Raw genomic sequence first — 15,224 nt, 5'->3', positions numbered from 1 at the left:
TCCGCTTCAAGGAGCGCTGCGGCGCACGGTAGCGCGCAGAACAATCGCACCAAACCATCCCAAACCGCAAAGGGCCAGCGTGCCGATTGCGAACGCCATGAAGGCAGCCGACGCACTGTCCCCCAATGCGGCAAGCGGGCCCCAAAGGCTTCCGTTTGCCACCAGCGATCCGAACGTGGCCGCGAACAGAACTGCCACGGCGCTGCACAGAGCGCCCATGCTAAGGGCCATCGCACGGCTGTGTCCCGCCGAGCCAAGCGCACGGCGGAAGCCCCGCATCTGTTGGCCAAAGTCTTGCCCAATCGCAAGCAGAGCCGGCACCACAAGAAGCACGATGAACATCCCGAAGCCTAAGCCGTAAACCAAAGTGATCACGGTCGGCTTTAGGAATTGCGCATCCTGACTGGTCTCATAGAGCAATGGCATGAGACCAAGAACTGTCGTCAGCGTCGTCAAAAGAACCGGACGCAAACGGTCGCAAGTGCCGTCGATGATAGCCGGGAAGAGACCGCGCTTTTCGGCATATTCATCGACGGTTGTGACCAAAACGATGGAGTCGTTGATGATAATGCCAGTCATGCCGATCAGGCCGACCACCGTGAACATGCTCAGCGGCACATCCCACGCGACATGACCAAAGATCGTACCGACCAGCCCGAACGGGATGATTGCCATAACAACCATGGGTCTGAGCCAACTGGCAAAAATCCACGCCAGCACAAGGTAGATCCCCACAAGGCACAACAGGAATCCAACCAACGCATCGGTTAAGAATTCCTGCTCTTGCTCCGCCAAACCGGAAAGGCGGGTTGCAACGCCGAACTCCGCCTCGATGCGGGGAATGATCACCTCGCGCAATTCGGTCATCACAAGTTCCGCGCGGGCCGGATCATCTTCGCCCAGATCCCCGGAGACAGTAATCAAGCGAACCCCGTTCTCACGCGCAATCGTTGAGAAGCCTTGCCGCGATGTGACTGTAACGATGTCAGCCAAGGGCACGTATTGACCGCTATCCGCACGCAGCAGGGTACGATCCAGGAAATCGGCGGTCAGTTCGTCCGCAGGCAATTCCACCCGGATCGCAGCCGTGCGTGGACCATCGGGGTATGTGGCTGCTTCAATCCCGCCAAGGCGATTGCGCAACGTGCTGCCGAGCGTGGCAATGTCGAACCCAAGCGCTTCGCCTTGCGGCGTCAACTCAAGGCTCAATTCCTCACGGTCATAGGCCATGCTGTCTTGCAGGCCTGTAACTTCTGGATAGACCACAAGGGCCGTTTGCAGCGCTTCAGAGGCGGCCTTCAACGTTTCCGTCTCGGCCCCGAAAATCTGCACGTCGATGGCATCACCACCCGGTCCGCCCCGCCAGCCACGAAAGCTCAGCGTTTCTGTCAGCGGCAGTTGGCGCACCTCGTCCTGCAAGGCGCTCGCAAAGGCGAAACTAGAATAGGGGCGCAGGTCCGCACTGATCAACTCAATGTCGAGGGACCCCAAAAGATCGGCATCTTTGTTGTCTGCCCCGGCCAACCCCCGCCCCGTGCCGCCACCCACTTGCGCAAGCACATAGGCCAACGGGTTCACGCCGTGCTCAGCCTCGAACTCAGCCCCCACCGCCTCTGCCGCGCGCTGCAACTCGGCCATTTGCGCCATCGTGTCGGCGCGGGTCGCGCCATCGACCATCGCGAAATTGCCCGTCACGCTGCCTGTCTCAGGCGCATTGAAGAAGCGGAAGATTACGTCGCCGCGAATGAAGGAGGCTGTTTGCGTTGACAGGATCACAATCACCAGGGCGATTACCGGGTATCGGGCCCAGACCACGAAGCGCATAAGGGGCCGGAACAGCATGTCACGGACCCAATCAAAGCCGCGATTCACGACGCGGCTCGGCAGATCATACCAATGGGTCTTCGCAGAATGCGCCAGCGCGTGCGCCATGTGGTTGGGCAGGATCAGGAAGCATTCCACGAGCGATGCAATAAGAACCACAATCACCGTGAAAGGGATGTCAGCAATCAGATTTCCGAACGTCCCGCCGATAGCGACGAGGCCGGTAAAGGCCAGAACAGTTGTAATCGTGGCACTGAAAACGGGGGCTGCCATGCGCTGTGCTGCGTTCTCGGAGGCGACGACCGGCGGCTCTCCCAATTGTCGCGCACGATAATCGGCGTGCTCCCCCACCACGATGGCATCATCGACCACGATCCCAAGCGTGATGATCAACGCAAAGAGCGAGATCATGTTTATGGTTAGACCCGCCAACCACATAAGCGCAATGGCCGCCGTCAAAGCCACCGGGATGCCCATGGCGACCCAAAACGCCGTGCGTGCGTTCAGGAACAAAAACAACAGCGCGACGACAAGGCCCAAGCCCAACAGCGCGTTATCGAGCAGGATATTAAGGCGGCCGGAAATCGCCTCGGCCCGCGTATTGATCAAATCAATGGAGCTTCCGGCAGGAAGCGTGGCCTCAAGTGACGCGGCTACCTGTTCAACCGCTTCCTGCATGGCAATAGCATCGCCATCTTCGGTGCGGTCGATGCGGATCGTGATCGCAGGATTTTCTCCCACGAAAAAAGCACGCTCTCGGTCAATACCGTTCACTTCGATTAGGGCAACGTCACCGATGGTCAGGGCCGAGCCATCATCGTTGATCCGCAAGGTCAGGGCGGCGATGGCCTCTGCGGTGCGGGCCTCGCCACCAGTGCGTATGCGTGCGTTGGCGGCGTCAACATCCCCGGCCGGTGCCGTCGCGGCGGCTTCACCAACAACGCGCGCAATTTCGGCCATCGAAATGTCATAGCGGATCAGGTTGGCGGAGGGGATTTCGATAACTGTCTCGGGCGCGGCAACGCCCCGGATCGTTGTATTGGTGACACCCACATCGAACAGGCGCGTCACAAATTCGTCGGCAAAGCGCCCGATCTGCTCGGTGGCAACTGGGCCAGTGATCACGACGTCCGTAACCCGATCAAACCAATTGCCTCTCCTGACCTGCCCCTCTTCGGCATCTTCCGGCAAATCGGTGATCGTATCGAGCGCGGCCTGCACATCATCGGCGGCGCGGTCCATGTCCCAGCCCGGTTCGAACTCCAACCCGATATAGGCCCGGCCTTCATTTGACTGCGCTTCGGAAGAGACGACGCCGGCCACAGCCAGCAGCGTAGGTTCCACCACCGCGACAATGCCTTCATCGACATCCTCGGCCCCTGCCCCGTCCCACACAAAACGGAGCTCAACCGTGTCGCTGACGACATCGGGGAAGAACTGCGCGCGCATTTGCGGGAAGGCAGCAAGGCCCGTGACGATCATGACGACAAGCAGCAGATTTGCCGCCGTGCGATGACGGGTGAAGTAGCTCAGCAAGCCGCCTGCGCTATTGGGCAAGGCACGCATATCAGCTGCCCATCCGGGCTTCGATACGGGCCACCATGCGGGCCGGAACCTCTTCCTCATTCAATTGTCGCAACATGCGGTCGCGCACGTCTGATGGAATGAAGCTGTTTCCTTCGACGAAGGTGATCAGTCTTGCGCGGCGTTCGGGGTCGAGCGCGATGGTATCTGGTTCCTCAGGCGCATCAGCGGCATCCGGGCGGATTGGGTTCACGCGAATGCCGTCCCCCAAAACGGGTGTGCGGGCCACCACCACTTCGCGGTCGCGCAGCCCTTCGCCCCGGATCAGCACATCATTGCCCTGACGGCGCATCAACTCAACTGATACGGCCTCAAGCACGTCATCGTCCCCAAGCACCAGGATCTGCCCGTCCGAACCCAGGGCCGTGGCGGGCAAGCGCGCCACGAAGGGCAAAGGCGGCTCATCCACCTCAACCCGCACGAAATCACCCACACGCATACCACGCGGTGCGTCGAGGCGCGCGAAAAGCAGACGGCCGGTCTGGCCCTCCTCAACCGAGCCACTTTCGCGGGTCAGCGTGGCCTCCGCTTGCACATCAAGGCCGAAGACATCCAGGATTACGCGCACCGGGCGTTCGGTCAGCTGCCCGCCCTCTTCCAGAAGACGCACGTACTGTGCGGTGGAAACTCGGAATGCGACCTCAAGCGCCTCATTGTCCAGCAGACTGCCCAACCGCTCATTGCGCCCCACTAAGCGTCCAGCGGCAACATCCACATCCGTCAGGACGCCCTCAAAGGCCGCGTAAAGCTCGGTCTGTGACAGCCGACGTTCAGCTTCCGCCAGCGCGATACGGCGACGCTCAAGCGCTGTGCCGGCATTGTCCAACCGCGCCTCGGCCTGCGCCAGGGCGCGTCGCTGCGATAGGATTGCCTGATTGGCCGTTGCCGCTGCCAATTCTGCGGTTTCGACCGCGGCGGCAGAACCCACGCCTCGGTCCGCCAAGTCCTGAGCACGCGCCAAGGCCGTGGCGCGCAGATCGGCTTGAGCACGCGCTGCCGCTACTTCTTCTGCCGCAAGCTCCAGCGCGCGTTCCGCTTCGGCCAGCTCATTCTCTGCGTCTTGAAGGTCAGCCGCTGCCGTATCGCGGGCTGATTGCGCTTCAAAGGGATCGATGCGCAGCAGAAGCTGGCCTTCCTCGACAGCGCCGCCCTCTTCAAACACCTCCGAAAGTTCAACGACCGTCCCTTCTGCCGGTGCCCGCAATTCAAGCGTGCGCCGCGACAGGATTTCGCCAAACGCCGTCAACACGGGCGTCTCTTCACCAAAGGTGAGGGGGGCCACCTCAACTGCAAACACCCGCTCGCGTCCCTGCGGCGGGCGGCCTTCATCCGCCCAACGCGCCTGAAGCGCGCCATAAGTCGTGTAACCGGCGAAAGCCAGAAGGCCGACTGTCAGCGCAGTCAGGAAAAGTCCGATCACAGCGCGACCAAAAAACCGCATTTTCATGTCCCGGGTTTAGGGTGAAGCGTTTATAACTATGTAGCGGCGCATGGGCGTCCGTCCAAGAACACGCACGATCGCGTTATTTCCGTCGCTTGTGTTCGTCCAAACGCGGCATGATTTCCACGAAATTGCAGGGCCGGTGCCGATAGTCGAGCTGATAGGCCAGGATTTCATCCCAGGCATCCTTGCAAGCGCCTGAGGAACCGGGCAGCGCGAAAAGGTAGGTGCCGTTGGAGACGCCGCCCGTCGCGCGGGATTGTACCGCTGAGGTGCCGATCTTGGCCATGGAGACATGGGTAAATACGGTTCCGAACGCGTCGACTTCTTTTTCATAGACATCACGATGCGCTTCAACGGTTACATCACGGCCCGTGAGGCCAGTGCCTCCGGTGCTGAGGATCACGTCAATCTCAGGATTCGCGCACCACTGGCGCAACTGATCCGCAATTTGCTCACGGTCGTCGCGCAGGATCTGTCGCGCGGCGAGGATGTGGCCCGCATCAGTCAAACGCTGAACGAGCACGTCGCCGGATTTGTCTTCGGCTAGCGTACGCGTGTCGCTTACCGCAAGAACCGCAATGCGGCAGGGGATGAAGGGGCGGGTTTGATCAAGGTTGCTCATTAACAATCCATGTACAGGCATAGGCTGGATACCGATCCGCCACCATCGACAACCGCAGGCGCGTTTCCATCTCAGGCGATGTCCACTCTTGCAGTCTGGCGGCAACATATTGGTCGCACAAAACGGGAAGGTTCATGCCGTCCAACGCCGCGTCATAGGCTTCACGAACGGTTTCAGGCGACGCATCAACCAGTGCGGCATAGCGCGGGATGGCGAGATCCCTGAGTGCTTCCAAACGCGTTTCTGTCTGTGGCGATGAGAACACCGGGCATTCGCGGATCAGCATTTGCGCCTGCAAAACATCAACGATGGCCGTACCAAATGCCGGGTCCGGACCTGGATCACAGAGGTCAATATCGCCTGATCGAAGGATTGAAACGATTGTACCATCAGGAAGGGGTGCGACCCCGACTTGACCGATACGTGTCTCGTATGGGCCAGCCTGTGCGGCTAGTGTCTCTAAGTCCAAAATCCGCAAAGGATCGGCGGCAAGGGGCGCTGCTGCAAGGGTCGTAACCAGCGCCAGCGCCGTCCAGCGAAGGTTGTGGAGTTGAGACCCAAACCATTTCATCCCTGCAGCCGCGCCTTGATCTCCAACAGGTCCGCCCAGGCCTCCCGCTTCGCCGCCGGATTTCTCAGCAGATAGGCAGGGTGGAACATCGGCATGGCCGGTCTGCCTAACACATCCTCCCAATTCCCGCGCATTCGTGTGATCCCGCGCCGTCCGAGCAACCCGGCACAGGCATGGTTGCCCATCAGCACAACCACATCCGGCTCCGCCAGTTCGATGTGCCGCCGCGTGAAGGGCTGCATCATCGCCAGCTCTTCCGGTTTCGGATCGCGGTTTTGCGGTGGCCGCCATGGCAGCATGTTGGTGATGTAGAGCCCTCCCGCACCGTCCACTTGCCGGTCCAACCCAATCGCCGCAAACATCTTGTCGAGCAGCTGACCGGCACGCCCGACGAACGGTTTGCCCAGCTGGTCTTCATCCCGCCCCGGCGCTTCGCCGACAACCATGACGCGGGCCGAAGGGTGCCCGTCGCTGAAAACGAAATTCCGCGCACCACGCTTCAGGTCGCAATGCTCGAACCCCTCCATCGCTGCGCGCAAAACGTCCAGCGATCCGGCGCTTTCGGCAAGTTGTTTGGCAATAGCGACAGTATCGACGGCGGGTGAGGCAGGCTGAACAGGCGCGGCTTGTGTCACGAGTGCTGCGGCTGGTTTCGGCGCGGGTGTTGGTAAGGGCAGATCGAACCGATCAACGGGCAGATCAAGGATCGCCTCATCGGCGCCAAGCTCCACCTGCCAGTCCAGCGCGGCAAGCGCGTCCCAATATCCCACCGACTCGTCCATTGCCGCTAAGCTAGGCCCTATTGCGGGGGGCGGAAAGGCCTGCCATCGTTTGTCCATGTCCCGCATCCTGACCGTCTCCGCTCTCTACCCCCGCGATGCCGATGCGGTGTTCGCAGAGGCTTTGAGCTTTAAAGAAATGGCCGAGGCCACGCGTGGCGTGGCCACCTACAAGGACCTGCCGAAGGGCAATTTTGTCGAAGGCGAAACCTATACCCTCAACGTCACGGTTTGGGGCGTGATGCGGAATCCGAATTATCAGGTGCATGTCGAGCGGCTCGACCGGGCTGCGCGCCTGATCCAAAGCCGGGAATACGGGTTCATGATCCGCACCTGGGACCACACCCTGACCGTTGAGCCCGAAGGCGATGGCTGCCGCTGGACCGACCGGATCGAAATCGATTGCTCCTGGGCTACTGGCTACATGGCCTGGGTCGGCAGCAAGCTCTACCGCCGTCGTCACTCGAACCGGCAGGGCCAGGACATCTCCGTCTCAATCACCCGTGCCTGAGGCTGGACGAAGCCCCACCCCGCCCCCTATAAGCCGCCAAACCGGAGGGCCGCCCATGAGTTTCGACAAGCCGCATCTACTTGGCATCGAAGAGCTTTCGCCCCCGGAGATAACCACCCTTCTCGACCGCGCTGATATCCATGCAGAGGCCGAACGTGGCAGCCGCGATCATGGTCAACCGCTCAGGGGCCTCACCCAGATCAATATGTTCTTCGAGAACTCGACGAGGACGCAGGCTAGTTTCGAGATTGCGGGCAAGCGTCTTGGGGCGGACGTGATGAACATGGCGATGCAGACGAGCAGCGTGAAGAAGGGTGAGACACTGATCGACACCGCTCTGACGCTCAACGCCATGCATCCCGACCTACTGGTCGTGCGCCACCCCCATTCCGGCGCGGTGAAGCTGTTGGCCGACAAGGTGAACTGCGCGGTCCTTAATGCAGGCGATGGGCGACACGAACACCCCACGCAGGCGCTGCTGGATGCACTGACAATCCGCCGCGCCAAGGGACGGTTGCACAGGCTGAACATCGCGATCTGTGGCGACATCGCCCATTCCCGCGTGGCGCGGTCCAACATCCTGCTTCTGGGCAAAATGGAAAACCGCATCCGCCTGATCGGCCCGCCCACGCTGATGCCGTCGGGCGTCGCAGATTGGGGAGTGGAGGTCTACGACGATATGGAGACGGGGCTTGAGGGTTGCGATGTCGTGATGATGCTGCGGCTCCAGAAAGAGCGGATGGACGGCGGCTTCATCCCGTCCGAGCGGGAATACTACCACCGCTACGGACTCGACGCGGCAAAGCTGTCGGTGGCTAAGGACGACGCAATTGTGATGCACCCCGGCCCGATGAACCGTGGGGTCGAGATCGACGGCGTGCTGGCTGATGACATCAACCGGTCCGTCATCCAGGAACAGGTCGAAATGGGTGTCGCCGTGCGCATGGCGGCGATGGAGTTGCTGGCGGAGAACTTGCGTGAAAGGCGGGTGGCGGCGTGAGCGACGATTACGACTGGACGCGGCATTTGCAGGAGGGTGAGGAGGTTCTGTGGCAGGGGAGGCCAAGTCTTGCCAGGTCCGCACTGGAATTGCCAAAGATCAACATACTGAACGGCATCATTTTCTTAGCAATGGTGCCGATAGTCTTCATCATTACGCCATCCAATCCAGGTCAACAGGTAGGCGATCCTCGCTTGATCATGGCTATTATGTTCGCATTCGGCGCTTTGATCTTGTGGCTCCCGATGCTCCGCTTCTTGGAGACTCGTCGACGCACACGTTTCGCGCTTACTTCAAAGCGCGTCATGATCACGCGCTTATCGGGCAAGAGATACTTTGGCGAAAAACGCCTCTATTCTGGGATGGCAATTTCCATTCATGGATCAAGCTTTGGCGAAGTACATTTCGAAAGGGACCAAGTCTCACCCGGGTTCTGGGCATCTCTTGTCGGCAAGAACAGAAATGACAACCGCTTTGCCTTTCGGGCGATCAAAAACCCGTATCAGGTTTTTCAACTCGCCCGACAAGCCATTGAAAGACTTGAAAAATGACCCAGCTTCACATCTTCGCCCTCAACGAACCCGTCACCGTCTCCCACACCAACCTCACCCGCCAGAAGGGCGAGGCGCCTGACCTGCCGCTGCTGACCGAGTGGCTCGGCCTCGACGCACTCGACACGGACCAGATCGAGATGTTCCCGGTCGACGACCTCGGCGGCATGGCCCTTAGCGATTACATCCAGCTCGCCTTCACGCCCGAGACCGGCATCCCCGCCGACGATCAGCGTCGCCTCGACGCGCTGGAAGGCGCAGTTCTTTTGGTGCCAGACAACGCCATATCCGGCACCTTCGCTCCGGGCCCTCAAGCCACGGAAATTGCCAAGGTTCCTCTGGCGCAGCCCGACAATACCGCGACGCTTCCCAAGGCCGAGGTCAGCCCCGCACCAAGCGTAAAACCGCACTCCGAACCCGAGCGCGAAACGGTCCCGCCCATTGCTCTATACATGTTATTGGCCATCGCAGCGTTCGCCGTTCTCGCCATATTTGTAGGGTGGAATTGACCGTGGATGACAGTTGGAGCGGCATTCTCGAGCAGGATGAAACCATCCTGTGGCAAGGCCAGCCCGAGGCTGGCATTCGCTGGCGGGACGCGCTCGGTTTTCAGGGCTTCTTTGGCGCGGCCTTTGCAGCCTTTGCCCTGTTCTGGATGGCAACCGCGTCGTTCATAGCAGGCAACGGCCCAGGCTTTCCGTTCAATCTGTTTCCGTTGTTCGGTTTGCCCTTCCTGTTTGTCGGCCTCTACCTGATGGCAGGCCATGTCTTGGCGGACGCCTATATACGGTCGACCACATGGTACACGTTGACGGATAGGTCAGCATTCATTGCCACCAATGCCTTCGGCCGGCGCAAGTTGGAAAGCTTCCGCATCCGCGACATGGATATGTTGGAACTGGAAGACGGTGTGCCGGGAAGCGTGATTTTCAAGGAAGGCAGGGTTCGGCCTTCCAACAATAGCATGCCGCGCCGGGTCGGGTTTCGGAACATCATCGCGGCACGCGAGGTTTACAGGCAAATGCGCGAGGCACGTGGGGCCTTGAATTTCGCCGAACGGCAAGCGAGGGACTAACCCCATGACGAACGCACTCCTCCACAATGCTCGCTTGATCGACCCTGACGCCGGGACCGAAACCCTCGGTTGGGTCCGGATCGAAGATGGCTTGATCGCAGAAACCGGAGAAGGGACGCGGGCGGGCGGCATGGATTGCGGGGGCGCATGCCTTGCTCCAGGTATCGTGGATGTCGGTGTGAAAGTCGGCGAACCGGGCGAACGTCACAAAGAAAGCTTCCGCACCGCCGGTCTGGCCGCGGCCGCGGGCGGTGTCACAACAATGGTCACGCGGCCCGACACCACAACCCCGATCGACACGCCCGAGGTGCTGGAATTCGTTATCCGCCGCGCGCGCGATGAAGCGAAGGTTAGGGTAGCCCCCATGGCAGCGCTGACCAAAGCGCGCGAAGGCCGCGAAATGGTCGAGGTGGGGTTCATGCGCGATGCCGGTGCCGTTGCCTTCTCTGATGGGGACCGTGTGGTGACGAACACCAAGGTCCTGGGCCGCTGCATGACCTATGCACGCTCACTTGGTGCGCTCATCGTCGGCCACCCGCAAGATCCCGTACTGAGCGATGGAGCTGCCGTCACTTCGGGTAAATTCGCCTCTCTCAAAGGCCTTCCTGCCGTCTCCCCCATGGCGGAGCGCTTGGGGCTGGAGCGTGACCTCGCACTGGCCGAGATGACAGGTGTGGCTTATCACGCCGACCAGATCTCCACCGCCATCGCCCTACCAGCCCTGCAACGCGCCAAAGCCGCAGGGCAGGACGTGACGGCGGGCGTGTCCATCCATCACCTCACGCTAAACGAATTTGACGTTAGCGACTATCGGACCTTCTTCAAGCTCAAGCCCCCGCTACGCTCGGAAGACGACCGCATGGCAATGGTTGAGGCCGTGCGGGATGGCACAATCGACATCATTTGCTCCATGCACACGCCGCAGGACGAAGAAAGCAAACGCTTGCCGTTTGAGGCAGCCGCCAGTGGCGCGGTTGGACTTGAAACACTTCTGCCCGCAGCGCTTCGGCTCTATCACGCGGGCCAACTGACCCTGGCTGAGTTGTTTGGCGCGTTGGCGCTTAAACCCGCGCAACGATTTGGGTTGCCCGGTGGCCGTCTTTTTGCGGGGGCTCCGGCGGATTTGATCTTGTTCGACCCAGACGCACCCTTCGTCCTGGATCGAGCCGAGTTGCAGTCAAAATCCAAGAATACTCCATTCGATCTGTCCCGTATGCAGGGCCGTGTCCTGCGGACTTGGGTTGGTGGGGCCGAGGTTTTTGAGGCCGGGGCATGATCCCGCCGATCGACACCACCGCAAGCCTGCTTGGGCTCACCGCCGTGCTCGCCTACCTTCTTGGGTCCATCCCATTCGGCATCGTAATGGCCCGACTGTTCGGACTAGGTGATCTACGCCAAGTGGGATCGGGCAACATCGGCGCCACGAACGTTTTGCGAACGGGAAACAAGGTTGCAGCCTTTCTGACCCTAGTGCTGGACGCGGGCAAAGGGGCCATCGCCGTTTTGGTTGCACGGGCAGCCTTGGGCGATGATGCTGCACAACTGGCGGGCTTCTGCGCCTTTCTTGGCCATTGCTTCCCGGTCTTCCTGGGCTTTCGCGGCGGCAAAGGCGTGGCAACCTTTCTGGGCACTTTGCTGGCGCTTGCCCTGCCTCTCGGCGCGGCAGCTTGCGCAGTTTGGGCCGTGACCGCGGGTGCCTTTCGCATATCGTCGCTTGCCGCACTGGTCGCGGCGGCAGCCAGCCCGCTTGCGGCGCTTGCACTCGGGCGACCTGAAGCCACGCTATTCTGCATAGCCCTCGCTTTACTGATTTTGGTGCGCCATGCCCCAAACATTCGCCGCATCGCGCGCGGCGAAGAGCCTCGGATTGGCCAAAAGGGCTAACACGCCCTCTAATTTGCCCAATTTTCGCCGCGGTACCGTGGCACTCGCCTCATGGAAGTATCGAGGTAATGCCATGTCGCCCGGACGTTCTCTGGTCCGTAGCCTATCATACATTTTCACCGTCCGTGGTCGTACGGGAAGGGCGGAGTTCTGGTGGACAGCATCACTTGGCGCATTGGGATTTGCAGTGCTCCTGCAAGTGCCGCGTTGGACGGAGATGGACGAGAAGCTGCCCTTCGATTTCCTCATGATCGTTCTTTGTTTGTCTGCCCTTCTGAGCATCATGTTGCTGACATCCGCGTGCCGTCGCTTGCATGACAGCGGCCACCATACCGGATGGATCCTGCTTATTCTCCTGCCAGTTATCGGTTGGGTTGCCCTTGCAGCTTTGCTGCTGATGCGCGGGTCACATGGACCCAATCAATATGGTCCAGATCCGGCCCCTTGGCGAAAGGTGCCTCGCGGAGATCATCCGGCACTCGACGAACGCGCAGATACCGAGGAGCAACGATTGGCGGAAGTACAACGCTACTATCAGGAAATGTTGCAGAAATAGGCATTTCGGACCGCTCAAGAGTGGCGAATGCTACTAGATCGGCACACTGACCGGCGGGTTTCCTTACCCGATGGTTAATTTCGTTGATTTCGCAAGGACCTCACGCAAATGTGTCGCCGAACGGAGGCCAGGGGTTCATTTCCAAACACCCAATACGAGCCACCGTCACAATGATAAGACCGGACCCTGAAAGGACTTTCCAATGGATTTCATGACTGCTGTGAAGCACGTCTTCGCAAACTACGCCAACTTCTCGGGCCGTGCCCGCCGCTCGGAGTATTGGTGGTTCTACCTGTTCAACATCATCGTCAACGTCGTGGCCTCTATCGTTGACGGCGCCATTGGCATGCCAATCGTGTCGATCATTGCGTTCCTCGGCCTGATCATTCCCGGCATCGCTGTCGCTGTGCGCCGCATGCACGATGTGGGCCGCTCCGGCTGGTGGCTGCTGATCCTGCTCGTGCCGCTCGTCGGCATTATCTTGGTGATCTACTGGTTCGTCCAGCGCGGCACCGTGGGCTCGAACGAATACGGCAACGATCCTTACGACGCGCCCGCAGCATCCTAAGCTGGGGTCATACTAAACCTGACGACGGCCCGCCAATTGGCGGGCCGTTTGTCATTTGGGCATTGAATTCCCAAAAGAATGCCGTGGCACCGCCCAATCTACGGCACAATTCCATTCGATCTTTCCCCAAACCGCCGGAGAGCCGGCATGCATGTATTGGGGTAGAGAGAATGGGCTTTTTCAGAGCAGTTGGACGGTGCTACATCCGCATGTTCGATTTTTTCGGTCGCGCGCGTCGGGCTGAATACTGGTGGTTCTTCCTTTGGCAAACGCTTTTGGGTGGGGTCGTCGGCGGTTACTTCGGCTTTCACATGGCCAGTCGCGCCGCAACTGATCCGGCCTTCGCGACGATGATGCAGGACCCGGTCCGGGCCGAGGCCTATTTCAACTCTCTGTTCGCGGGCTACGAATGGCCGATCTTTATCGGCTCGATCCTCCTGTTCTACATTCCAAACTTGTCCGTCACGATCCGGCGATTGCACGACACTGACCGCAGCGGCTGGCGGATTTTCATGCCGGCATTGGTGGCCTTCATCTCTGCCATTGGTGGCATTGTCCTGACCGGCTCAGCCGCAGCTGGCGGCAGTGCAGGCGGCGTATTTCTTGCCTCGCTCGTAATGACCGTCCCAACGCTCATCGCATCCATCTGGTTCTTGGTTTGGCTATGCCAAGCGGGCACAAACGGTCCCAACCGGTTTGGGCCAGATAGCGCGCCGGATCGCAAACAACCCGTGCCAGCGCATCCTGCATTCGCACCTGCACTGGAGGGCGAGGCCGCAGACCGCTCAGAAGTGGCTCGCAAGGCTGCTGCACGCGACTATTACAAGCGCCACGTTCTGCCGAGCGTTCAAGGACCGCAAACTCAGTAAGAAAATTCCGCGTAGATACGGCTCAGATCGCCTGCCCATGCGCCGTTGTAGCACTCCAACAGCTCATCGGCGGGCACCTGCCCCGTCTCTACCGAGTCCTTCAGCGCGTTGAGGAAGTGCGTCTCATCCGGCACCAGCCCCCCGGCACCGGGCATCGCCCGCGACTTCAGACCCGCCTCAGAAATCGCCAGTACCTCGCGCGCCAGATCGATCATCTTGTGACCACCCGCTTCGGCCTGCAATCCATCGACAGAGGCCGCTACGCGCATCTCCTGCCGGGTTTCTTCGTCGAAGCGTTTCGCAAGGTCCCATGCCGCGTCCAAAGCGCCCTGATCATACATCAGACCAACCCAGAACGCCGGCAATGCACAAAGCCGCCGCCAGGGCCCGCCATCAGCACCCCGCATCTCGATGAACTTCTTGACGCGCGCCTCGGGGAAGATCGTGGTCAGATGATCCGCCCAATCACTCAGCGTCGGCATTTCACCGGGCAGTGCTGGCAATTCACCCCTTAGGAAATCCCGAAAGCTCTGTCCCAGTGCGTCCACATATTCGCCGTCGCGGTAGACAAAATACATGGGAACATCGAGCGCGTATTCCACCCACCGCTCAAACCCGAACCCCTCGTCAAAGACAAACGGCACCATGCCCGTCCGGTCGGCATCCAGATCGCGCCAGACTCGGCTGCGCCAGCTTTTGTGACCATTCGGCTTGCCGTCCAAGAACGGGGAATTCGCAAACAACGCGGTCGCCACGGGCTGCAGCGCAATCGCCACGCGCATCTTCTGGACCATGTCGGCTTCTGACGCGAAATCGAGGTTCACCTGAACGGTGCAGGTCCGCCGCATCATCGTCCGACCCATAGTGCCGACCTTCTGCATATAGGCGTCCATCAACTTGTATCGCCCCTTGGGCATCAGGGGCATATCCTCGTGCGTCCAGGCCGGCGCTGCCCCAAGGCCGATGAAGTCCACGCCGATGATATCAGCCACCTCGCGCACTTGCCGAAGGTGTTCATTCACCTCGTCACAGGTCTGGTGGATCGTCTCCAAAGGCGCACCCGACAGCTCCAACTGCCCGCCCGGCTCCAGCGAGACATTCGCGCCGTCTTTCTCAAGGCCAATGATGTTGCCGCCTTCCTCTACTGGCGACCACCCGAACCGATCCCGCAGCCCTTCCAGAACCGCTTTGACGGACCGCTCGCCTTCATAAGGGATAGGCTTGTGCGTATCGCGGCAGAACCCAAATTTCTCATGCTCCGTCCCGATCCGCCAATCGGCTTTCGGCTTGCAGCCTTCGGCCAGATATTCTGCGAGTTGCTCGTGCCGCTCAATCGGCCCGCCGCCTTGCTGGGGAATGGACATTCGCGTTCGCCTTTGCCGTCGT

General features: G+C 60.3%; 16 protein-coding genes. 10 read left to right on the top strand and 6 right to left on the bottom strand.

The window, feature by feature from the left end; translation table 11 throughout:
• Nucleotides 1-6: 6 nt before the first annotated feature.
• The 5 genes from V8J81_RS19685 to V8J81_RS19665 form a co-directional block, all read right to left on the bottom strand.
• Nucleotides 7-3,390, bottom strand: a complete 3,384-nt coding sequence (locus V8J81_RS19685; protein WP_368477440.1) for an efflux RND transporter permease subunit — start codon at nt 3,388-3,390, stop codon at nt 7-9.
• 1 nt (nt 3,391) lies between these two features.
• Nucleotides 3,392-4,849, bottom strand: coding sequence for an efflux RND transporter periplasmic adaptor subunit (locus tag V8J81_RS19680; protein ID WP_368477439.1), 1,458 nt, complete (start codon nt 4,847-4,849; stop codon nt 3,392-3,394).
• A gap of 82 nt (nt 4,850-4,931) precedes the next feature.
• Nucleotides 4,932-5,474 (bottom strand): molybdenum cofactor biosynthesis protein B, encoded by a 543-nt coding sequence (moaB, locus tag V8J81_RS19675; protein ID WP_368477438.1) that lies wholly within the window; start codon nt 5,472-5,474, stop codon nt 4,932-4,934.
• Entirely contained in the window at nt 5,461-6,045 is a 585-nt protein-coding gene (locus tag V8J81_RS19670) for a hypothetical protein (protein WP_368477437.1), read from the bottom strand. The genes moaB and V8J81_RS19670 overlap by 14 nt, the downstream gene beginning before the upstream one ends.
• On the bottom strand, nt 6,042-6,827 hold the full coding sequence (locus tag V8J81_RS19665) for a uracil-DNA glycosylase (RefSeq protein ID WP_368477436.1): 786 nt from the start codon (nt 6,825-6,827) through the stop codon (nt 6,042-6,044). The genes V8J81_RS19670 and V8J81_RS19665 overlap by 4 nt, the downstream gene beginning before the upstream one ends.
• A 55-nt stretch (nt 6,828-6,882) precedes the next feature.
• On the opposite strand from V8J81_RS19665, the gene V8J81_RS19660 reads away from it, so the two are divergent.
• The 10 genes from V8J81_RS19660 to V8J81_RS19615 all read left to right on the top strand — a co-directional run bounded on the left by V8J81_RS19660 (nt 6,883) and on the right by V8J81_RS19615 (nt 13,838).
• Nucleotides 6,883-7,335, top strand: a complete 453-nt coding sequence (locus V8J81_RS19660; protein ID WP_368477435.1) for a hypothetical protein — start codon at nt 6,883-6,885, stop codon at nt 7,333-7,335.
• A 55-nt stretch (nt 7,336-7,390) separates the two neighbouring features.
• On the top strand, nt 7,391-8,335 hold the full coding sequence (locus V8J81_RS19655; RefSeq protein WP_368477434.1) for an aspartate carbamoyltransferase catalytic subunit: 945 nt from the start codon (nt 7,391-7,393) through the stop codon (nt 8,333-8,335).
• The gene (locus tag V8J81_RS19650) at nt 8,332-8,886 is read left to right on the top strand and encodes a hypothetical protein (protein ID WP_368477433.1); all 555 of its coding nucleotides are present in this window, start codon (nt 8,332-8,334) and stop codon (nt 8,884-8,886) included. The genes V8J81_RS19655 and V8J81_RS19650 overlap by 4 nt, the downstream gene beginning before the upstream one ends.
• Nucleotides 8,883-9,395: a hypothetical protein gene (locus V8J81_RS19645; protein WP_368477432.1), complete on the top strand. Its 513-nt coding sequence runs from the start codon at nt 8,883-8,885 to the stop codon at nt 9,393-9,395. Before V8J81_RS19650 ends, V8J81_RS19645 begins: the two co-directional genes overlap by 4 nt.
• Before the next feature lie 2 nt (nt 9,396-9,397).
• The gene (locus tag V8J81_RS19640; protein ID WP_368477431.1) at nt 9,398-9,961 is read left to right on the top strand and encodes an aspartate carbamoyltransferase catalytic subunit; all 564 of its coding nucleotides are present in this window, start codon (nt 9,398-9,400) and stop codon (nt 9,959-9,961) included.
• A gap of 4 nt (nt 9,962-9,965) precedes the next feature.
• Nucleotides 9,966-11,237: a dihydroorotase gene (pyrC, locus tag V8J81_RS19635; RefSeq protein WP_368477430.1), complete on the top strand. Its 1,272-nt coding sequence runs from the start codon at nt 9,966-9,968 to the stop codon at nt 11,235-11,237.
• Complete coding sequence (gene plsY, locus V8J81_RS19630; protein WP_368477688.1) at nt 11,237-11,845, top strand: glycerol-3-phosphate 1-O-acyltransferase PlsY; 609 nt, start codon at nt 11,237-11,239, stop codon at nt 11,843-11,845. The genes pyrC and plsY overlap by 1 nt, the downstream gene beginning before the upstream one ends.
• Nucleotides 11,784-12,401 carry a DUF805 domain-containing protein gene (locus V8J81_RS19625; RefSeq protein ID WP_368477429.1) on the top strand — a complete coding sequence of 206 codons (618 nt, stop codon included), beginning with the start codon at nt 11,784-11,786 and terminating at the stop codon, nt 12,399-12,401. Before plsY ends, V8J81_RS19625 begins: the two co-directional genes overlap by 62 nt.
• Before the next feature lie 202 nt (nt 12,402-12,603).
• Nucleotides 12,604-12,969 (top strand): DUF805 domain-containing protein, encoded by a 366-nt coding sequence (locus tag V8J81_RS19620; RefSeq protein ID WP_368477428.1) that lies wholly within the window; start codon nt 12,604-12,606, stop codon nt 12,967-12,969.
• Between the two features lie 209 nt (nt 12,970-13,178).
• On the top strand, nt 13,179-13,838 hold the full coding sequence (locus tag V8J81_RS19615) for a DUF805 domain-containing protein (RefSeq protein WP_368477427.1): 660 nt from the start codon (nt 13,179-13,181) through the stop codon (nt 13,836-13,838).
• On the opposite strand, the gene V8J81_RS19610 is transcribed toward V8J81_RS19615, so the two are convergent.
• Nucleotides 13,832-15,202, bottom strand: a complete 1,371-nt coding sequence (locus V8J81_RS19610; RefSeq protein ID WP_368477426.1) for a glutamate--cysteine ligase — start codon at nt 15,200-15,202, stop codon at nt 13,832-13,834. The genes V8J81_RS19615 and V8J81_RS19610 overlap by 7 nt on opposite strands.
• Nucleotides 15,203-15,224: the final 22 nt, after the last annotated feature.

Origin of the sequence: Gymnodinialimonas sp. 202GB13-11, assembly GCF_040932485.1 — a bacterium.
Taxonomy (GTDB): Bacteria; Pseudomonadota; Alphaproteobacteria; order Rhodobacterales; family Rhodobacteraceae; genus Gymnodinialimonas; species Gymnodinialimonas hymeniacidonis.
The sequence above is the reverse complement of the archived record's forward strand: the minus strand, read 5'-3'. Positions and strand labels throughout refer to the sequence as shown.